Annotated in this window: 23 protein-coding genes; 15 read left to right on the top strand and 8 right to left on the bottom strand. The window is 26.0% G+C overall.

What is annotated here, in order from left to right; translation table 11 throughout:
• Positions 1-42: 42 nt before the first annotated feature.
• Positions 43-1095 carry a tyrosine-type recombinase/integrase gene (locus ALANTH_RS06495; protein ID WP_026807818.1) on the top strand — a complete coding sequence of 351 codons (1053 nt, stop codon included), beginning with the start codon at positions 43-45 and terminating at the stop codon, positions 1093-1095.
• A gap of 4 nt (positions 1096-1099) precedes the next feature.
• Here ALANTH_RS06495 and ALANTH_RS06500 read toward each other — a convergent pair whose 3' ends face one another.
• The 5 genes from ALANTH_RS06500 to hemW are packed head-to-tail and all read right to left on the bottom strand — an operon-like array spanning position 1100 to position 5912.
• On the bottom strand, positions 1100-1378 hold the full coding sequence (locus ALANTH_RS06500) for a hypothetical protein (RefSeq protein ID WP_026804405.1): 279 nt from the start codon (positions 1376-1378) through the stop codon (positions 1100-1102).
• Positions 1379-1391: 13 nt separating this feature from the next.
• Entirely contained in the window at positions 1392-1949 is a 558-nt protein-coding gene (locus tag ALANTH_RS06505; RefSeq protein WP_026804406.1) for a hypothetical protein, read from the bottom strand.
• Positions 1950-1999: 50 nt separating this feature from the next.
• Complete coding sequence (locus tag ALANTH_RS06510; protein WP_026807819.1) at positions 2000-3967, bottom strand: M3 family metallopeptidase; 1968 nt, start codon at positions 3965-3967, stop codon at positions 2000-2002.
• A gap of 13 nt (positions 3968-3980) precedes the next feature.
• Positions 3981-4808 carry a peptide chain release factor N(5)-glutamine methyltransferase gene (gene prmC / locus ALANTH_RS06515; RefSeq protein ID WP_026807820.1) on the bottom strand — a complete coding sequence of 276 codons (828 nt, stop codon included), beginning with the start codon at positions 4806-4808 and terminating at the stop codon, positions 3981-3983.
• Positions 4809-4820: 12 nt separating this feature from the next.
• Positions 4821-5912, bottom strand: a complete 1092-nt coding sequence (gene hemW, locus ALANTH_RS06520; RefSeq protein ID WP_026807821.1) for a radical SAM family heme chaperone HemW — start codon at positions 5910-5912, stop codon at positions 4821-4823.
• A 55-nt stretch (positions 5913-5967) separates the two neighbouring features.
• Here hemW and ALANTH_RS06525 point away from each other — a divergent pair, with 55 nt between their 5' ends.
• From ALANTH_RS06525 to folP, 5 genes are read left to right on the top strand one after another with little or no spacing between them, the layout of a single operon-like run.
• The gene (locus ALANTH_RS06525) at positions 5968-6459 is read left to right on the top strand and encodes an RNA pyrophosphohydrolase (RefSeq protein ID WP_029888331.1); all 492 of its coding nucleotides are present in this window, start codon (positions 5968-5970) and stop codon (positions 6457-6459) included.
• Between the two features lie 18 nt (positions 6460-6477).
• Positions 6478-7689, top strand: coding sequence for an aspartate kinase (locus ALANTH_RS06530; RefSeq protein ID WP_026804411.1), 1212 nt, complete (start codon positions 6478-6480; stop codon positions 7687-7689).
• Between the two features lie 2 nt (positions 7690-7691).
• Complete coding sequence (locus ALANTH_RS06535) at positions 7692-8243, top strand: HobA family DNA replication regulator (RefSeq protein ID WP_026804412.1); 552 nt, start codon at positions 7692-7694, stop codon at positions 8241-8243.
• Positions 8244-8245: 2 nt separating this feature from the next.
• Positions 8246-8872, top strand: coding sequence for a DNA polymerase III subunit delta' (locus ALANTH_RS06540; RefSeq protein ID WP_051488734.1), 627 nt, complete (start codon positions 8246-8248; stop codon positions 8870-8872).
• Positions 8869-10008 carry a dihydropteroate synthase gene (folP, locus tag ALANTH_RS06545; protein ID WP_026807822.1) on the top strand — a complete coding sequence of 380 codons (1140 nt, stop codon included), beginning with the start codon at positions 8869-8871 and terminating at the stop codon, positions 10006-10008. Before ALANTH_RS06540 ends, folP begins: the two co-directional genes overlap by 4 nt.
• Here the strand turns inward: folP and comJ are convergent.
• Both comJ and ALANTH_RS06555 read right to left on the bottom strand, forming a co-directional pair.
• Positions 10005-10466 carry a competence protein ComJ gene (comJ, locus tag ALANTH_RS06550; RefSeq protein ID WP_026807823.1) on the bottom strand — a complete coding sequence of 154 codons (462 nt, stop codon included), beginning with the start codon at positions 10464-10466 and terminating at the stop codon, positions 10005-10007. The genes folP and comJ overlap by 4 nt on opposite strands.
• A complete protein-coding gene (locus ALANTH_RS06555) occupies positions 10467-11297 on the bottom strand; it encodes a prephenate dehydrogenase (RefSeq protein ID WP_026804416.1) in 831 nt (276 codons plus the stop codon).
• A 106-nt stretch (positions 11298-11403) separates the two neighbouring features.
• Here ALANTH_RS06555 and bamA point away from each other — a divergent pair, with 106 nt between their 5' ends.
• The 6 genes from bamA (at position 11404) to ALANTH_RS06585 (ending at position 19273) form a co-directional block, all read left to right on the top strand.
• Entirely contained in the window at positions 11404-13662 is a 2259-nt protein-coding gene (gene bamA, locus ALANTH_RS06560) for an outer membrane protein assembly factor BamA (RefSeq protein ID WP_026807824.1), read from the top strand.
• The gene (locus ALANTH_RS06565; RefSeq protein WP_026807825.1) at positions 13662-14735 is read left to right on the top strand and encodes a dehypoxanthine futalosine cyclase; all 1074 of its coding nucleotides are present in this window, start codon (positions 13662-13664) and stop codon (positions 14733-14735) included. The genes bamA and ALANTH_RS06565 overlap by 1 nt, the downstream gene beginning before the upstream one ends.
• A gap of 60 nt (positions 14736-14795) precedes the next feature.
• Positions 14796-16034, top strand: coding sequence for a M16 family metallopeptidase (locus tag ALANTH_RS06570; protein WP_029888332.1), 1239 nt, complete (start codon positions 14796-14798; stop codon positions 16032-16034).
• Between the two features lie 2 nt (positions 16035-16036).
• A complete protein-coding gene (gene gltX / locus ALANTH_RS06575) occupies positions 16037-17338 on the top strand; it encodes a glutamate--tRNA ligase (RefSeq protein ID WP_026807827.1) in 1302 nt (433 codons plus the stop codon).
• Positions 17335-17607 (top strand): YggT family protein, encoded by a 273-nt coding sequence (locus ALANTH_RS06580; RefSeq protein WP_026804421.1) that lies wholly within the window; start codon positions 17335-17337, stop codon positions 17605-17607. Before gltX ends, ALANTH_RS06580 begins: the two co-directional genes overlap by 4 nt.
• A gap of 82 nt (positions 17608-17689) precedes the next feature.
• Positions 17690-19273, top strand: coding sequence for a lytic transglycosylase domain-containing protein (locus ALANTH_RS06585; protein WP_172658506.1), 1584 nt, complete (start codon positions 17690-17692; stop codon positions 19271-19273).
• Here the strand turns inward: ALANTH_RS06585 and ALANTH_RS06590 are convergent.
• On the bottom strand, positions 19239-19718 hold the full coding sequence (locus tag ALANTH_RS06590; protein ID WP_026807829.1) for a hypothetical protein: 480 nt from the start codon (positions 19716-19718) through the stop codon (positions 19239-19241). The two genes, ALANTH_RS06585 and ALANTH_RS06590, sit on opposite strands and share 35 nt — an antisense overlap.
• 101 nt (positions 19719-19819) lie before the next feature.
• Between ALANTH_RS06590 and mobB the strand changes: the two genes are divergently transcribed.
• The 3 genes from mobB to ALANTH_RS06605 are packed head-to-tail and all read left to right on the top strand — an operon-like array spanning position 19820 to position 21356.
• Positions 19820-20317, top strand: a complete 498-nt coding sequence (gene mobB / locus ALANTH_RS06595) for a molybdopterin-guanine dinucleotide biosynthesis protein B (protein WP_026804424.1) — start codon at positions 19820-19822, stop codon at positions 20315-20317.
• Positions 20318-21160: a class 1 fructose-bisphosphatase gene (locus tag ALANTH_RS06600; RefSeq protein ID WP_026807830.1), complete on the top strand. Its 843-nt coding sequence runs from the start codon at positions 20318-20320 to the stop codon at positions 21158-21160.
• Positions 21153-21356: a hypothetical protein gene (locus ALANTH_RS06605; protein ID WP_026804426.1), complete on the top strand. Its 204-nt coding sequence runs from the start codon at positions 21153-21155 to the stop codon at positions 21354-21356. The genes ALANTH_RS06600 and ALANTH_RS06605 overlap by 8 nt, the downstream gene beginning before the upstream one ends.
• The last annotated feature ends 8 nt before the right edge of the window (positions 21357-21364 follow it).

The following is a 21364-nucleotide window of genomic DNA, read 5'->3' on the forward strand; positions in this document are numbered from 1 at the left end:
TATACTCTTTTTTATAAATTTTACTAATTATAAAGGTTTTATATGAGATACGAATTAGATTTTAAAAACTGTTTTGACGATACTATATTATTTTGGATAGAAAGATTTGTAAGAAATAAACTCACAAGTTTATCAAACCGACAAGTTTCCAATAAAGATAAATTAGCTTCAATTATTCAGAATTTAGTTAAAGGAACAAAATCTATAGAAGAATTAGAAGTTTTAGTAAAAGAAGCAAGAAATATTGGTTTAAGTGGTATAAACACATACTTTAATCCTCTTTTAAAACTATACAAATATACTACAAGCTTAGGTTTAGCTTCTATGAAAGAAATTGATGAAGAGTTACTTAGTGACTTTTTAGCTAGTGAAACTAGCTCTTTATCTGATGCCTCAAAGAAAAATCATAGAATTGCCCTACTATCTTTATTTTCATATATAGATAAACAAAATGAAAATAAAGATGGAAGCTCATATTTGTTTAAAATAGAGTTAAAAAATTGGGGTGGATTATCTGGAAAAAGTGGTACAAAACTCCCCTCTTTTATGAATAAAGATGAGATTGATAGATTTTTAGAAGCTATTGATAGTTTTGAGTTTACAGATAGTACAGCTTATAGAAATAGGCTTATTATTAAAACAATTCTTTATACAGGTATTCGTGTTAGTGAAATGCTAAATATAAAAATAAAAGATATTTTCAATGAAAAAGATGTTTATATGTTACAAATTCGAGGAAAAGGGAATAAACCAAGAGTTGTAATGATAAAAAAAGAGATTATAGAAAATGATTTACAAAATTGGCTAAATCAAAGAGTTTGTAATAGTGATATTTTGGTTTGTAATCAAAAAGGTGATAGATTAACTCAAGCTTATGTTAGTCGAATTGTTGAAAACATATTAATAAGTGCAGGCATAAGAAAAGAAAAAAATGGAGCTCATATGTTACGGCACTCTTTTGCTACACTACTTTACTCAAAGCATCATGATTTAATACTTGTTCAAGAAGCTTTAGGACATGCTGATATAAACACAAGTAGAATTTATACTCATTTTGATAAAGAAAGGCTCAAAAAAACTACGGAGATTTTTTAAATTTTCACCAAAAAGATTGAGTCAAATTATCTAAATTTGACTCTTCAATTTCCAAATATATATTTTCATTATAATCTAAATATATACTATACTCTCCAATAGAAAAACTATTCTCAATATCTCGTTTATTAAAATATATTGTATCATCACTATTACTACAAAAATTAGCCAAATGATACTCAACTAAAGATGGAGACATACTATCAATAATACTTTCTAAACAACTAAAGTTTTCAACTCCAAAAAAATTTAAAATAGAACTTTTATCTATACAAAATATCATTGGATACTCATCTTTATTGCTTTATTCCTAATAAAGAACTTAATCTAGGATCATTCAAATCTACTTTTGTATTATCTTCTTCTAATTCTTTTTTTTCATTATCTTTAGGTATTTCTTTCTGCTCTTTATAATTAAAGGTATTTAAGATATTTGGTTCTTCATTTTTATCTTCTTTATGTTCTTCTTTTATTTCATTATATGAAAGTCCTAAAAGATTATCTACAGATTGTAAATTTGATTCTGTATCATCACTATTAGATGAAGATGAAGTAGTACTGTTATTAGTGTCTTTTGTTATATTGTTTTGTATATTAACACTACTCTTATTTAAAATAGATTCAATTTGTCCAAGCATAGTTGAAATATGCGTTTTATCTTCTTCTGTATGATTTTTAAACTCATTAACACTTTTTTCTAAATCTTCTTTTTCTAATTCCAAATTAAATACATCTTCTTCTAATTCATTTATTCTAGTCTTTAACCCCTCATTCTCTCCTTGAAGTTCTTCATATGCTTTTATTAAGCTACTTAAAGCGTTATTTAATTTTGAAATTGTTTCTGCATTTGTCATAGTTATTAAATCCTTATTAGTTATATATTAAAATCGTATTATTACAAATTTTAGCTAATAATTCCATCAATTTTTAATAAAGATTCAACTTTTGGTTCTCTTTTGGCAAAATCAAAGAATAACTTATCCATATTGTATGATCCACCTTTACTTAAAATACAATCTTTGTATTTAATACCTAACTCTTTATTAAAGATATTTCCAGATTCAATAAACATATAAAATGCATCTGCACTCAAAACTTCTGCCCACTTATATGAATAATATCCTGCACTATATCCACCAGCAAAAATATGTGAAAATCCATTTTGAAATTTATTATATTTTGGTGGAATAAGAACTGCAAACTCTTCTCTTATATTATCAAGTAAATTTTGAACTTCATCTTCATTTTTGTATAGCTTTTGATGTAGTTTAAAATCAAACAAAGCGAATTCTATTTGTCTAATCGTTGCCATAGATGATTGGAAATTTTTTGCTTTTATTATCTTGTTTATTGCTTCATCATTTAAAACTTCTCCAGTTTGATAATGTTTTGCAAATAGTTTTAAAACATCTTTATCATAAGAAAAATACTCTAAAAATTGTGATGGAAATTCAACAGTATCCCAAGTAACACCAGAAATACCACTTACAAATGGCTCTTCAACTTTACTTAATAAATGATGTAAAGCATGTCCCATTTCATGAAAAAGTGTTACAACATCAGAATGTCTTAGTAAAGATGGTATCTCTGTTGTAGATTGAGGGAAATTTCCTACTATGTATGCTGTTGGAAGATTTATATTTCCATTAGAATTTTTAAAATATGAGTGCCAGTTATTCATCCAGGCCCCACCTCTTTTATCCTTTCTTGACTCTAAATCTATATAAATCCTAGCACTTACTTTACCATTTTCACTCAAATTATAAACTTGTACTTTCTCATCCCAAGCTTTTTCGTGTGTTTTTGTAAATTTTACTCCAAACATAGCTTCTAAAAAATCAAAAAATCCTTTTAAAACAGAATTCTGCTCAAAATATGGTCTATAGTACTCTTCATCTAAATCATATTGAGCCTTTTTTAATTTTTCACTATAATAGCTAGTATCAAAAGGTTTAAAATCTATAATACCATCCTTTAAAGCCAGTTCCTTAACTTCTTCAAACTCTTTTATTGCTTTTGGTTTTGCTTTATTCCCAAGTTCTATTAAAAAATTTACTACTTCTTCTTCAGTTTTTGCCATTTTTGTTGCTAAAGAATATTGAGCATAATTTGAAAAACCTAATATTTTTGCTTTTTCATCTTTTAATAATAGTAGTTCTTCTATTATTTTTCCATTTTCGGATGCTCGTGTTGTATAAGCTCTGTATAACTGTTCTCTCTTTTCTCTATTACTCCCATAAGTCATATAAGCCAGATACGATGGCATTTGAAGTGTAAATTTATATTTTATTTTTCCATTCTCTTCAAATTTTGCTAATTCTAAATCTGATTGAGGTATCTCTTTTACATCTTCAAAATCTTCTATAATTAATTCATAACTATTTGTAGCTTTTAAAAGATTTTGAGAAAATTTATGGGCTAATTCACTTAAAGTTAAATCAATATCTTCAAGTCTTTTCTTTTTATTATTTTCTAAGTTACAACCAGACAATTCAAAGTCTCTTATCTCATTTTCTAATACTTTATTTTGTATATCATTTAAAGTACTATTTTCATTAGATTGTATACCTTTTAAAGATAAGTAAATATTTTCATTTTGACTTATCTCACTTTCATATTTTGATATAATAGGAAGGCATTTTTCATATACTCTAGAAGTTATTTCTGAATTCTTAACTGAATCAATATGAAAAATAGGAGTAATAAATTCATTAATACTCTCCCCTATTTCTTGAAATGGTAAAACAAAATTTTTATAAGTTTTCTCTTCAATTTTTAAAAGCTGTTGAACTTTTTTTCTACTACTATTTAATAAATCTTCTAAAACTCTACTTGAGTCTTCTAAATTTTCTAAATTAAATTCTTTAAACATAAATAAATCCTTTTTAAATCTTAAATTTTAGAGTAAATCCTCTATCAAAACTTTCATAATCTTTATAAAAATTATGAAATTCTACATTAAACTCTTTAAAATATTCTTCTAAACTATTTTTTTGATCATATCCCATTTCACAAAGAAGATATTGTATTTTTCTATTACTACTATCTTTTATAATACTTTTCAAAAGTTCATCTCCAATAACTCCACCAAAAAGAGCATTTGATGGCTCAAATTTTACATTATAAGGTAGCTTATAATCATTTGCAATATATGGAGGATTTGAAATAACCATAAAAATATCATCTTCATGTACATTTTCATATAAATTACTAAGTCTAAAATCTATTTTTTCAATAACTCCAAATTTTTCAGCATTCTTTTTTGCTAACTCTAAAGCTTTAGGATTTATATCCACTGCAATTATTTCAATATTTTTAATAAGTAAAGCTAACATTATAGAAATTATCCCACTTCCTGTTCCAATTTCTAATATTTTTATAGATTTAGATTCATTTTCTAAAATTTCTTTTGCTTTATCTACTAAAATTTCTGTTTCTGGGCGAGGAATCAAAACTCCATCTTCAACAATAAACTGTTCACCATAAAATGAAGCTTTCCCTATAATATACTCCAAGGGATAATTTGTAGCTCTTTTTTTAACTAATTTTTCTAATTCTCTTTCTTTTTCAAACTCACTATTATAGTTTAGATGTAACCATATAGAGTTTTTTTCTAAAAGATACATTATTAATATTTCTATCTCTTTTGCTGGAATATGTGTAATCAATTTTAGTTCACTTGAAAACTTTTTAACACAATCTTTTATTGTCATTTAATACCTTTTTTAATCTAAAATATATAAAGAAACTTCATCAGCCAATAAGAAATTATTATTATAAACCCTATTTTCTAATATACAAATCTTGTCTATTTCTAATAAATCATCAATTTTCTTTAATTCATTAGAATTAAAAATATCTATATCAACTCCAACTTTACTTCTAAATCCAAGTAAAACTTTTTCACTCTTTATATCTTCATCATCTAACTCTTCTGTATCTATTAAAAGAGGATTTTTAATATATTCTTCTACACTTTTTTGACTATATTCTCGTTTTTTATTTATATATGCAACAGCTCCTGCTCCAACTCCTAAATACTCTTTATGTTCCCAATATCCAAAATTATGTTTTGATTGAAACTTATTATTTTTAGAGAAGTTTGCTATCTCATATTGTTCAAAGCCAATATGTTTTATATAATCAAAAAGCTTATATGATAAATCTTCATCATCTATTTTTAGACTTTTTTTAGTTTTATTTAAAGATTTTTCACTTAAATGAAATTTTGTACCCTCTTCTATTATCAAAGAATATGCACTAATATGTTCAATTCCTAACTCTAAAATAGTATCAAAATCCTTTTTTAAAAGCTCAAAATCATCTCCTAAAACACCATAAATAATATCACAATTAATACTATTAAATCCTATACATTTTGCATTTTGTATAGCTTTTATAGCACTATTTTGGCTATGATTTCTACCTAAAAATTTTAACTTTTCATCATTAAAACTTTGTGTACCAAAACTTATACGATTTACTCCTAAATCAAACATTTGCTTTTGCCACTCAAAAGTTGCACTATTGGGATTGGCTTCAGAAGTTATCTCTATATCTTTTGAAAAATATGGTTTTAGCATATCAAAAATATCTTTATAAAAAGAAGCATCTATTGTTGATGGAGTTCCACCACCTATAAATATAGTTTCTAGAAGTTTGTTTGATGTTTTTAAATGCTTTAAAATATTCTCTTGTAATTGTATTTTTAAGGCATTAATATAGTTTTCTTTAAGTTTGTTTTTTGTTGTATATGAGTTAAAAGCACAATAAAAGCACTTACTATCACAAAAAGGAATATGTATATATAAAAGCAATTTTTAATCCTATATTTTATAAAATATCGAGCTAATTATAAGGAAAATTATATTTATGACTGATAAAGAAGATATTAAAAAAGAGAAAAAAAATTTTAGACCAAATGTTGCAGCTATTATATTATCAGCAAAATATCCAGCAAAATGTGAGATTTTTATAGCATCAAGAGTAGATATTGATAATGCTTGGCAATTCCCACAAGGTGGAATTGACGAAGGTGAATCTACAAAAGAAGCTCTATTTCGTGAACTTGAAGAAGAAATAGGAACAAAAGAGGTGGAAATTATAGCAGAGTATCCAAACTGGGTATCTTACGAATTTCCACCAACTATTGCTCAAAAAATGTATCCATATGATGGACAAAAGCAAAAATATTATTTAGTAAAACTAAAAAAAGGTGCTAAAATCAATATAAATACAGAAATACCTGAATTTAGCGAATATAAATTTGTGCCTACAAAAGATATTTATGAATATATAACTTTTTTTAAAAGAACTGTTTATAAACAAGTTTTAAAACACTTTAAACAAGAGGGATATATTTAAAAAAGGAAAGAAAAACAGATGTTAAAAGTGTTGAAGTTTGGTGGAACAAGTGTAGGAACACTTGATAGAATTCAAAATGTTGCAAATATCATTAAAAAGATAAAAGATGAAGGACATGATGTTATAGCTATTGTTTCAGCGATGAGTGGTGAAACAAATAAACTTATTGAGTATGCTCAATATTATACAAAGACTCCTGAACCAAAAGAGATGGATATGTTATTAAGTTCTGGAGAAAGAGTAACATCTGCACTACTTTCTATTGCTTTAAATGAAATGGGATATAAAACTATGTCTATGTCAGGAAGAGAAGCTGGAATTTTAACAGACTCTTGTCATACAAAGGCTAGAATTGAGCAAATTGATACAACAAAGATGAAAAAAGCCTTAAATGAAGGAAATACTATCATAGTTGCAGGTTTTCAAGGTGTAACATTAGATGGTTCAAGAGTAACAACTTTGGGTCGTGGAGGAAGTGATTTATCTGCTGTTGCTATTGCAGGAGCTATAAAAGCTGATGTTTGTGAAATATATACTGATGTTGATGGTATTTATACAACAGATCCAAGAATTGAGCCAAAAGCAAAAAAACTAGACAAAATTTCTTATGATGAAATGTTAGAACTTGCAAGTTTAGGTGCAAAAGTTTTGCAAAATAGATCTGTAGAAATGGCAAAAAAATTAAATGTAAATTTAGTATCAAGAAGTAGCTTCACACCAGATGTAGAAGGTACACTAATCACAAATGAAGAGGAAATAATGGAAAAACCAATAGTAAGTGGAATAGCTTTAGACAAAAATCAAATTAGAGTTGGAATGTATGGAGTTATTGATAAACCAGGTGTTGCTAGTAGTATTTTTACAGCTCTTGCTGATGCAAATATAAATGTTGATGTAATTGTTCAAACACGAGGCCTAGATGGAACAACTGATTTAGATTTTACAATTCCTACAACTGATTTAGAAATTTGTAAAAAAATAATGACAAAATTTACTGAACAATCAAAAAATATTGATTATAATGAATCTATCTGTAAAGTTTCTATAGTGGGAGTTGGTATGAAATCTAATACTGGAGTTGCTTCAAAAGCATTTACAGCATTAGCAAATGAGAATATTAATATTAGAATTATTTCAACGAGTGAAATTAAAATTTCTATGATTATAGATGAAAAATATGCAGAGTTAGCGGTTCGTGCTTTACACGATGCTTATGAATTGGACAAATAGTAGTGCAGGAATTTCTTAATTGGACAGTAGATACAATCAGGGAAGATAGACTTATATCTCCTTGGTTAGAAGAAAAAAAATTTGAATGGGCACCACTTGTATCAAAAAATATTACAAATATTTTAGATAAAAATTATTCTGTTTTAATTATAACAGATAAAGAAAGAGAATGGTTTTTAAATTATATTTTATCAAATATAAATTCAAATAAATTAAATAGACCATTCTTACCATTTTATGATTTTAGTTCATTTTATAAACAAATAGACTCATTAAAATCAGAAGATGATATTTCAAATATACAAGATATGCTAAAAATATCTTTTCCAAATGGATATTGTTTTTGGTATATAGGTAAAAGTCAAGATAACAGATCAACTTTAGCAAAAATTACAAAAAGCTCATTTTTGTGGATTTTTGATGAAGAAAGACAAGGTTCAATAAACCTTAAATCAAATGATGATGGACTTGATATGAAACTACTACAAATGTTTAGACTATATAACAGAACATTAAGTGCATCACTTTTTGCTGAAATAAACGTTGAGAGTTAAAATTGGATAGTTTTAATAACTCTATAATATTAGTAGTAAATAACATAGAAGATAGTTTAGAACTTTTATTACCAAACTACCCTATTCACTCAACAAGAGTTATTAAAAATGAAGAAAAAGATGAATTTCAAATAGCACAAGCAAACCAAGCTATAAAAGAAGCCTATATATCTTCAAATGATACAAAATATCTATTTTTATGTGGAGCAACTTTTAGAATTGAGGCACAAAATGCTCTTTTAAAGATTTTAGAAGAACCTCCACAAAATGTAGTTTTTATAATTCTTGTATCATCTAAAAATTCACTACTTCCAACTATTTATTCAAGATTACCATATAAAAATCTTAAAAAATCAATAGTTAAAGATGATATCAATTTAGATATACAAAAAATAGATCTAAAAGATATATATAGTTTCATAAAGAATAATCAAAGAGTTACAAAAGATGAAGCTATCAATATTGTTGAGTCAATTTTATTAAAAATAAATAAAGAAAATATAAAGTTAAATAAACAAGAATTAGATATATTTTTTAAATCTATTAGATTATTAGAACTTAATTCAAAACCATCAAATATTTTAACTTATCTTCTTCTATCAATTTTAGAAAGAGAACATAATAAATGATAGTTTATAAAGTATCATTGAATGATACAAAATCCTTTTTATCAGAACTTAACTGTGATAAAGGTGGTATAGCTATTATGTCTAAAAAGGCAAAAATACATACACTTTTTATAAAAAATTTACATGTTGGTGCTGCGAATATTTTAAAACAAGATGCATTATCTATTGGGGCTGATTTAGCTGTTCCAAATGGAGTAATAATAGCAAAAGATAAATATGTAAATGTTTTACTAATAGGTTCAACTAAACATTTTGAGATTTTAAGTAAAAAAGAATTAGCTCAACCTTTTGGGCTAAAAGAATTAGCCAAAAGATTAAAAGATTTTGTAAAAGAGCAAAACTACACAACAAGAATAATGGGTGTTTTAAATGCAAATGAAGATTCATTTTTTAAGAATAGTAGGTTTGATAATAAAGTAGCTTCACACAAAATAGAAAATATGATACAAGATGGTGCAAGAATAATAGATATTGGTGCTGTTTCAAGCAGACCAGGAAGCTTACCTGTTAGTGAAGCTGAAGAGTTAAATAGAATAAAAGATATAGTTCAAACTATTTATAAAAATAAATATTTTGAAAAAGTTGATTTTTCTATAGATTCTTATTCTCCAAAAGTTATAGAGTATGTTTTAAATCATGGTTTTAAAATCGTAAATGATATAACAGGTTTAGAAAATGATGAAGTTTGTCGTCTAATAGCAAAATATGAAGCTCAAGCAATCATTATGCATATGCAAAATGACCAAACAACTATGCAAAATAATCCATATTATGAAGATGTTATATCAGAAATTGATTGGTTTTTTAGAGAAAGAATAGAAAAAGCTAAAAGTTTTGGAATAGATGATATTGTTTTAGATGTAGGTATTGGGTTTGGTAAAACTTTAGAACATAATTTGAAACTTCTTAAAAACTTGGAGCATTTTAAACATTTTGGATATGAGTTATTAATTGGTGCTAGTAGAAAATCTATGATAGATATGATAACTCCTGCAAAAATAGAAGATAGACTTAGTGGAACTTTGGCCATTCATCTTGAATCTTTAAGATATGGTGCTTCAATCATAAGATGTCATGATGTAAAAGAACACTATCAAGCTATAAAAGTTTTTGAGGCAATAGAAAAGATAAACTAAAAAAGTTTATCACCTTTTTTTGCTCCAAAAATATCATCTATTAAATATCTAGCTTCTGTTTTTTCTTTTACAAATGTGATGTTGTAGTAAACTTCATCTATATCTTCTGGCTCGCAAACTTCAAAATACAAAGAGTACTCTGCTTTTTCTAAATCAATATCTACTTTTTGAATAGTTTCCATAGATGAAAGATAAATATTATCAACACTTACAACTTCAAAAGGTATAACTATCGCTCTTAAGGCATTTTTATCTTTTTCATAAATATTTTTTAAAGAGATATTGATTTTTGCAAAAAATTCACCTTCAGCAATTGGATCAAAAATAGCATAACCTTTTTTGAAACTAACACCTTGCTCTAGCCCCTCATCATCCCAATCTATATTTTCTTGTGAAAATAAAATTGATTTGATTTTTATTTCATGATTTGAGATTTTAAGATCTATTACTTGTTTCATTTAAAGAATCTCATGTAAAGTATTTGCTTTTTTCATCCATTCTTCAAGTTCTTCATATCTTTCATCTTCTATCATCTTTTTAGCTTCATTCATCTGCTCTTCAAAAGATTTAATACTTTCAAGCATATTTTTTCTATTTTGTTTAAAAATATCTCCCCACATTCTTGGACTTGATTTTGCAATACGACTCATATCTTTAAATCCACCAGCAGCAAGAGCAATAATCTCTTTTGGATTTTGGTGGCTCATAACAGTATTTGCTAAAGAAAAAGAGATTAAATGTGGTAAATGTGAAATATAACAAGCATTTACATCATGATCTCTACTATCCATAACTACTATTCTCATACCTATCTCTTGAAAAATCTTAAATGCTCTATTTACATGGATATTTGCATTTTCTTCAAGATCACAAAAAACTACTGTTTTCCCTTCATATAAATTGTCTATTGCTGCTTTGGGACCAGATTTTTCTGTTCCTGTCATAGGATGAGCTGCAATAAAATTTTTTCTTATTTCTAGAGGTATATTTTTAACAATATACTCTTTTGTTGATCCCATATCAATAATAGTTGTATTATCAGAAATATCTAAAAAGCTTGGAAACATAGATATTATTGCATCTACTGGAATTGATAATATTATCACATCTGAAACTTTTTTAAGTGTTTCTAAATCAACAAGTTCATCAACTAAGTTTAAATCCATTATCTCTTTTTTATTTTTTTCACTATTTGTAAATCCATAAACTTTTGAAGCAATACCATATCTTTTTACAGCCTTAGCTAAAGAACCACCCATAAGTCCTAATCCAATAATTCCTATATTCAAAATTAATACCTTATATTAAAAATTAGGCGAAATTATACACTACTTTAGATTTATATAAACTATATTTAGATATATTATTGTTTTATTTTTGAAAATAAGGATATTTGTGAAAAATCGAACAATTATTTTATCTTTAGCTTGTGCTAGCGTTTTAAGTGCAAGTAATATTAAATCAATTGAATATAAAAACGTAAGTAAGGTTTCTCCTCAAGTTTTAAGTGAAACATTGAATATGAAAGCTGGAGATAATTTAGATGAGAATAAATTAAATGATGCAATAATTAAATTTTATAGCTATGGATATTTTGATGACATCCAAGCATTAAATGAAGATGGAAATATCAAACTTATTTTCAAAGAAAAACCATCAATTGCAAATGTTGATATAAAAGGTTATAAAACTAGAAGTGAAGACATAGACAATCTTAAAAAAATCATAAAACTAAATAAAGGTTCTATGTATAGTGAAAAAAGAGTAAAAGAAGCAAAAGAAACTCTTTTAAAAATGCTTGAAAGTGAAGGTTATATTAACTCTGTTGTTGAAGTAGAAACTGAAACAATAAATGAAGACTCTTTAAAAGTTACTTTTAATGTAAATAAAGGGGATGAAATTATTATTAAAAAAGCAAATTATCATGGTTCAGATAATTTAAGCCAAGATGACTTTGATAAAGTTACAGCGAATAAAGAAAAAGAGTTTGCTTCTTGGTGGTTTGGACAAAATGATGGAGAAGTTAAAATTGATCAATTAAAATATGATGCAAGAAGAATAAATGATTTATATTTTGAAAAAGGTTTTTTAGATGCAGAAGTTAAAGAGCCATTCTTAGATATTGATTTTGCTTCTAATCAAGCAAAATTAGACTTTTTTATACAAGAAGGTGAAAAATATACTACAAATGACATAACAATATTTTTAGACTCTTCTATTGTTGACCCAGATACAATATATGAAGATCTAAAGTTAAAAAAAGATAGAACTTTTAATATAAAAAAATTAAGAGATGACCAAGATTATATCAAAACTTTAGTAGCTGATAAAGGTTATGCTTTTGCAGAAGTTAGATTTGACTTAAAGAAAAATGAAGAAAATCATCTTGTAGATGTTGTTTTTAATGTAATTCCAGGTAAACAAGTATATATAAATGATGTGAAAATTTCTGGAAATACAAGAACACTTGATAGAGTAGTAAGAAGAGATGTATACTTAGCACCTGGTGATTTGTATAATCTTACAGACATTAAAGATGCTACAAATAAACTTAAACGTTCAAGATTTTTTGATGATGTTCAATTTGAAGAAAAAAGAATTAGTGAAGATAAAATGGACATTATAGTAAAAGTAACTGAAGCTCCAACGGGAAGTTTAATGCTCGGGGGAGGATATGGTTCTTATGATAAATTTATGGTAAATGGATCTATAAGTGATGCAAATATATTTGGTTCAGGATTAGCTTTAGGATTAAGTGCTGATTTATCAAAAAGATCAAGTAGATTTGAGTTAAGTTTAAAAAATCCAGCAATAAATGATAGTGATTACAATGGAGAAGTTGAAGTTCATACAACAGATAATGAGATTAGAAGAACTAAGTATGATTCTGATATAAAAACAAAAGGTTTCTCTGTTGGTTTAGGTAAAGAAGTAATCAGAAATACTTATGTTGGTGCAAAATATAGTCTTGATTTTATAGATGAAAAATATGATTATAATCAAGTAACATTAGATGATATAAAAAAAAGAGGAAAGCTTCCATTTGAAAATCAAGACTATGTAAATAGTTCTATTACTCCTTATGTAAACTATGACAATACAAATGACTACTATTTCCCAACAGAAGGTTTCAGAGCAAATATTTCAGCTGAATATGCTGGTATTGGTGGAGATTCAAAATATATTAAACCAAGTGCAAGTTTAAGATATTTTTACTCTTTAGAAGATTTAACAGAGCTTGATTGGGTTTTAAGATTAAAAACACAAGCAAGAATGTTAATAGATAATGGTCAAATAAATCAAGGAGATTCTTTATATTTGGGAGGTCCTAGAACATTAAGAGGATATAAATCTTATGCCTTTCCAAATAATGAAACAGGAGAAAGAACTGATCCATACAAAAAAATGTGGGCAAATTCAGCAGAAATTAGTTTCCCTTTAGTTCCTAGTGCAAAAATGAGATGGGGAGCATTCTATGATTATGGTATGATTGGACAAGATTCATTTAGTGATATAAAAAGATCAGGAACTGGTCTTTTATTAGAGTGGATATCTCCAATGGGACCACTTCAATTAATATTTGCTAAACCAATTGGTAAAAAACCAGGTGATGAAACTTCATCATTTGAGTTCTCATTTGGAGCAAGTTTCTAATGGTAAAAAAATTAGAAATTGATATACAAAGAAGAATTAGCAACGAAGAAGCACTTTTTTTAATAAAAAATACTTCTTTACTAGAACTAGGAGAATTAGCTAGTCAAAAAAAAGCAGAGTTTCATAGTGAAAAACTTACAACGTTTATAGTTGATAGAAATATAAACTATACAAATGTTTGTTGGGTTGATTGTAAATTTTGTGCATTTTACAGACACAAAAAAGATGATGACTCATATGTTCTAAAATTTGATGAGATTGATAAAAAAATAGAAGAACTCTTAGAAATTGGTGGAACACAAATATTATTTCAAGGTGGGGTTCATCCTAATTTAAAAATTGATTATTATGAAGAATTAGTAGAACATATTCATACAAAATATCCACAAATTACAATTCATGGCTTTTCAGCAATAGAAATAGACTTTATTGCAAGAGTTTCAAGAATATCTAAATTAGAAGTTTTAAAAAGACTTCAAGCAAAAGGGTTAAGCTCAATTCCAGGAGCAGGTGCTGAAATTTTATCAGATAGAGTAAGAGATATCATTGCTCCTAAAAAAATGGATACTGCTGAATGGCTAGAAGTTCATAGACTTGCACATAGTATTGGTATGAAAACAACAGCTACTATGATGTTTGGAACAGTTGAAACAGATGAAGAGATAATTGAACATTGGGAACATTTAAGAAAACTTCAAGATGAAACAAATGGATTTAGAGCTTTCATTATGTGGAGTTTCCAAGGTGATAATACTCAACTTATGGAAGAACATCCAGAGATAAAACCACAATCTTCAAATAGATATTTAAGACTTTTAGCTGTTTCAAGATTATATTTAGATAACTTTAAGAATTTTCAAAGTTCATGGGTTACTCAAGGTTCATATATTGGACAAATGGCACTAAAATTTGGTGCAAATGATTTAGGAAGTACCATGATGGAAGAAAATGTAGTAAAAGCAGCAGGAGCAGCAAATAGGATGAATCAAGATGAGATGATAAGACTTATAAAAGATATTGGTGAAATTCCTGCGAAAAGAGATACTGCGTACAACATTTTAGAGAGATTTTAAAATTTTATGAAAACACTAAACTATATTTTATATATTTTTTTTATTTTACAAGGAAGTTTAATGAGTGCAACAATAAAAGAGATTAATATAAAAGGTATAAATATACCTGTAATCTTTGAAGAACAGAAGAATCTACCTATCTTAAATCTTCAATTAGTTTTTAAAAATTCTGGTTATGTACAAGACAAAGAACTTATTGGTTTATCTAATCTATCTTCAAGAATATTAAATGAAGGAACAAAAGAGTTAGGAGTTACAGACTTTTCTGAAATTTTAGATGAAAATGCTATAACAATAAATAGTTCAAATGGTTATGAAACTTTTGTTATAGAGGTTTCAAGTTTAAAAGAAAAATCAAAAATAGCTGTTAAGCTTTTAGAAGATTTACTTAAATCTCCAAATATAACTCAAAATAGTTTAGATAAGATAAAAACTTTACAAATTGGTAATTTAAAAAGAAAAGAAAATGACTTTGACTATATTGCACAAAAAGAGTTAAATGCCTTACTTTTTAGGGGAACTCCTTTAGAAAATTCATCTAGTGGAACATTAGAAAGTATCTCTAAAATAGAGTTGAAAGATATCAAAAACTTTATAAATAATCACATTATTTTAAATAATTTAATAATAGTTGCAGGTGGTGATTTTTCTATATCAGAACTAGAAACTTTAATAAAACCAGTTCTAAATAGCTTAAATGTAGGAGAAGCTTCACAATCTTCAAAAGTTGAGTTTAATTCAAAAAAAGAAGAACAAACTTTAAAAAGAGATACTGAACAAGCATATATATATTTTGGAAGCTCTTTTAATGTAGATTCTAAAGATGAAGATAACTACAAAGCAAAAGTTGCTTCATTTATCTTAGGTGGTTCTGGATTTGGTTCAAGACTTATGGAAGAAATAAGAGTAAAAAGAGGATTAGCATATAGTGCTTATGGGACTATATCTATAAATAAATCTTATTCTTATTTTAGTGGTTATTTACAAACAAAGAATGAAAGTGCTGATGAAGCAAAAAAACTTGTAAAAAGTTTGATTGAAGAATTTGTAAAAAACGGTGTAACACAAGAAGAACTTGATGCAGCTAAAAACTTTTTATTGGGAAGTGAACCTTTAAGAACTGAAACTTTAGCACAAAGATTAAATAGAGCATTTATGTTGTTTTTGAGAGATTTAAATCAAGATCATCCTAAACTTGAATTAGAAAAAATTCAGAGTTTAAAACTTGAAGATTTAAATGAATATATAAAATCTCATAAAGAGATAAATAATTTAACATTCTCAATAGTAAGGAGATAATTTTGTTAAGATTTGCGCCAAGTCCAACAGGTGACATGCATATAGGGAATTTAAGAGTTGCTATCTTTAATTATATTGTATCGAAACAATTAAATGAAGGTCTAATTATAAGAATAGAAGATACAGATAAAGAGCGAAATATAGAAGGAAAAGATAAAGAAATTTTAGAAATTTTAAATCTTTTTTCTATTGAATATAAAAGTCTTTTTTATCAAAGTGAAAATTTAAAATATCATCAAAAAATGGCTCTTCAACTTATGACTCAAAAAAAAGCTTTTGCATGTTTTTGTAGTGATGAAAAACTTGAAGAATTAAAAGAAGAATCTATAAAAAAAGGAATTCCTTTTAGATATGATAATTTTTGTGAAAATTTAAATGATGAAACAGTTTTAAATACAAATGCTCCTTTTACAGTAAGACTAAAAAAACCAGAACATAATATAAAATTTACTGATATATTAAAAGGTGATTTTGATTATGCTCCTTTTGATATAGATAGTTTTATTATTTTAAGACAAGATAAAACACCAACTTATAATTATGCTTGTTCTGTTGACGATATGTTAATGGATATATCGATGGTTATAAGAGGAGAAGACCATATTTCAAATACTCCAAAACAAATACATATAAGAGAGAGTTTAGGATATACAAAAGAGATAAAATATGTTCATTTACCAATCATTTTAAATGCTCAAACTGGTAAAAAAATGAGTAAAAGAGATGATGCAAGTAGTGTAAAATGGCTAATAGAACAAGGTTTTTTACCAAGTGCAATAGCAAATTATTTAGTTTTAATGGGTAATAAAACTCCAAAAGAAATTTTTACACTGGAAGAAGCAATAGAATGGTTTAAAATAGACAATGTTTCAAAAAGTAGTGCAAAATTTGATATAGATAAATTAAGATTTATCAATAGAAAGCATATAGAAATACTTGATGATATGAGATTATCAAAAATTTTAGGATTTGCTGATACTGATATTGGGAAATTAGCAAAGTTATATTTAGAAGAAGCAAGTACAATCAAAGAGATAAAGAATAAAATAGATTCTATTTTTGCTTCAAAAATAGCTCTTGTAGAGTTTAAAAGTGAATTTAATAATATAAAAGAGTGTTTAATTAATGCTCCTTATTTTGAAAATTATGATGATTTAAAAAATTATGTTATTGATAAAACATCTTTAAAAGGTAAAAATTTATTTAAACCTTTAAGATATATTTTAACTGGAGCTGAAAATGGACCAAATATTTCAGATATTTATCCATTTATTAAAAATTATTTAGGAGAAATTGTAAAATGATAGATGCACTAATTAGTTCATTTTTAACTATTTTATTTAGTATTATTTTTTTATACAAGTGGGTTGTTATAATCTCTGCTATTTTATCTTGGGTTAGACCAGATCCATATAATCCAATAGTTCAAATGCTATATAGATTAACTGAACCAGTTTATGCAAAAATTAGACAATTTATTCCAACAGTTTTTGGAGGAATTGATTTAGCACCAATTATTCTAATTTTTGCTTTAATATTCTTAGAAACTTTCCTTTCAAAGATACTTCTATAAAAATATGTTTAAAATCTTTATAATAGTAACTTTTCTTATTTTTTCTTTAAATCTTTTTGCAAATGTTCCCAAAACAGACTTTATGCAAAAAGATTTTAAAGTAACTATTGATTGGCTAGAAAATAAACCAAAATCCTCAGCAAAAGATTTTTTTATTCTACAATACCTAGAAAATGAAGAATTAACTTATGAAGAAGCAAAAAAAGCCTATGATATGAGAAATGGAAGAAATGCACTACTTGATAGAGCATTTAAGAAAAAATTTAATGCTAAATTATCAAGTGAAGATAGATTTTGTTACAATGCTTCAATAGAAGAACTTAAAAATTCTGATTCAAAATGTATAGCACTAGGACTTGCATCATTAAAAAAAGCTTCTGATTTATCAAAAAATGATTTAAACTTTTTTATATCAAAACTTGACCCCTACCCTACACAAAAAAGAGATTTACAAATTTTAGTGTCTCAAAATCCTTTTGAAGAATTAAAAAGTTCAAATGTAGATAGATTTTTAAGAGTCTTTTTTGATGTAAGTGATAATTTTAGAAATAAATATTTAAATAAAACATTAGATAAGGAGTTTTTAAATAATATAAGTTCACATAAAGATTTTGAAAAATTTTTAAGAACAGTTATTTACAATAAGAATTTAAAAACTTTACAAAAATCTTTTGATAATTTGAACACCAATAAAACTTTAACAGCTGAATTACAATTTGTTTTAGGAATAAATGCAATAAATCATAATAATTTATTAGCAGCAAAAGATTTCTTTTTAAATTCAAATAATATAGCCAATTTACGAGAAGATAAAGATAAAGCACTATTTTGGTTATATTTAGTGACAAAAGACAATAAATATTTAGATGAAATATCAAAAAGTTTAGATGCAAATTTATACTCTTTATATGCAAAAGAACTTTTAGGTATAAAAGTTGATAATATTGTTCATAAGATTGATTTAAAGAATGAACCTACTGCTTATGATATTTACGATGTTTTTTCTTGGCTTGAAGTAAATCAAGATAGTAGAAAAAATCTTGATGAACAAAAAATGATAAATTATTACAATCTTTTTAGTGATAATTCAACAGAACCTCATTTAGCATTCATTCTAGAAAGATATAATAAATTTAGGGTTCAATATTTTATAACTCCATATGAAGATATAATTAAAAAATATGGTATATACAAAGAGATTTTAATATACTCTATTGCAAGACAAGAAAGTCGATTTATTCCATCTTCAATATCATTTTCTGGAGCAATGGGAATTATGCAAATCATGCCTTTTTTATCAAAAGATATAGCAAAAAAACTAAATGAAGATTATAATATCTATGAACAATTTCTTCCACAAAAAAATATAGAGTATGCAAGTTTTCATCTTGATAGTTTAATTAAACAATTTGATGGAAATCCACTATTAATAGCTTATGCATATAATGGTGGAGCAGGATATACTAGAACACAGTTAAAAAGAGGTTTATTTAAAGACAAAAACCAATTTGAACCATTTTTAAGTATGGAAATGATTTCATATAAAGAGACTAGAGAATATGGAAAAAAAGTTTTAACAAACTTCTATATTTATAATAATTACTTAAATAGTGAAAATAAAATTTCACTATCTAGTATTTTTCAAAGCTTAACGTGGCATCATTAGATTTTGGTTTTAAAGTTAAATCCAACTTTGAAACTAAATCTTGATTATTAAATTTTACTAAATAGTAAGTACCCCAAAAGTTTTTAAGCATCAAGTTTTTATAAATTTCATCATCTTTATCTAATTTCTGTATTAAAGAAGGAACTTTTCCATTTAATAAAATTTCATAATTATTAGCTTTGATATCTTGTACTTCTAAATCAGAAAAATATACATAAACTAAAAAACTATCTTCTTTTGCATCTAATCTAGGATTTAATTTATTTAAGTGAGTTGCTATAAAAGTTATATCTACTTCGTTATTACTAATAATATCTGCTTTTTTTGTATATCTAATAGCATTTGCTTCCATATCACCTTTATCAAAATATCTAAAAGCACTATTTTTAGGTGTACAAGATATCATTAAAAATGAAACTGCACATAAAAATAAAAAATTTTTCATAAAACCCCCTGTTTATATGGTAAAGATTATACATAAACTACACTTTAAAATATATTTTTATATAAATAGAGTTTAACTATTCTTTAGATAAAATCCACCTTATGAATAATAAAAGATTAGTAGTAGCATTTTCAGGTCCATCAAATAGTGGTAAAACAACTGCCATAGTAAAAGTTGCTAGTATTTTACAAGATAGCGGCTTTAAAGTATGTATAATTAAGCATGATCCAAAAGACAAAGCAATGTTTGATAGAGAGGGAAAAGACTCTTTTAAATTTTCTCAAACTGGTGCAGATGTTGCTGTTGTAAGTCCAAACAAAACAACAATTTTTAAAAAAACAACTTCATCAATAGATGAATTAATAGAAATTTTTGATGATTTTGACTATTTATTTGTTGAAGGTTTAAAAACTTTAGAATTACCAAGAATTTCTATCTTTAGAACAAAACTTGATGAGAGTTATTTTAGTGTAACAGATGCATTGGCAATTGATGAAACAATAAATAAAAAAGATATTCCTAAGAGTTTAGATATTTTAGATTTAAATGATCCAATTAAAATTATTGAATGGATAGATAAAAATGCAAGAAGGGTATAAATGCAAGAAATAATCAAAGCAATTGAAGAGAGTGCTAAAAAAATTAAGGTTTTAATAGAAACTGGGGATACTGGGAAAAGTGAATTTGAAAATTCAACTGGAGATACACAGTTAAAATTGGATATTGAAAGTGATAAAATAATAGAAGATATTTTTGCAAAAATACCAACTATAAAAGCAATAGTTAGTGAAGAACAAGATGAAATAAAAAAAATAAATGAAAATGGAAAATATTTAATAGCATATGATCCACTTGATGGTTCATCTTTAGTTGATGTAAATTTATCTGTTGGTTCAATATTTGGAATTTATGAAAATGAGTTTAATGCAAAAAATATCATAGCTTCTGTTTATGTAGTATTTGGTCCAAGAGTTGAGATGGTTGTAACAACAAATGAAGTAAAAATGTATAGATTACTAAATAATGAATTTAAATTTATACAAAATATAAAACTTAATGAAAAAGGTAAATTAAATGCACCTGGTTCTACTCAAAACTGCTGGACAACTTTTCATAAACAACTAATTGATGATATTTTTAATGATGGATATAGATTAAGATATAGTGGGGGAATGGTTCCTGATTTACACCAAATTTTATTAAAAGGTGGAGGTCTTTTTTCATATCCAGCAACAAGTGATAGACCAAAAGGGAAACTAAGACAATTATTTGAAGTATTTCCTTTTGCTCTAACTTTTGAAAAAGCTGGAGGAAAAGCAATAAATGGTAAAAAACGAGTTTTAGAGATTTCTACAACTCATATTCATGATACAACAGCTTGTTTTTTTGGTTCAAATACTGAAATAAATAGAGTTTTAGAAGTTTATAGTAAAAATGCCTGAAGAAAGTAAAATTTTAGATGAATGGGAAGAAAAGCTTGAAAAGATGATTGTTGAATTAAACAATTGTCAAAATGAAAAAAGCTTAAAATCTTGTACTCCTTGTAGTGCTTTTTTTGAGTGTAGTTTAAGAAAAAAATATGTTATTGCCGTATATGAATCTATGAATAAAGGTTCTGGTGGTGGATTTGAATTTTAAAAGAAGAG

The organism is Aliarcobacter lanthieri (genome assembly GCF_013201625.1).
In the GTDB taxonomy this organism is placed as follows: domain Bacteria; phylum Campylobacterota; class Campylobacteria; order Campylobacterales; family Arcobacteraceae; genus Aliarcobacter; species Aliarcobacter lanthieri.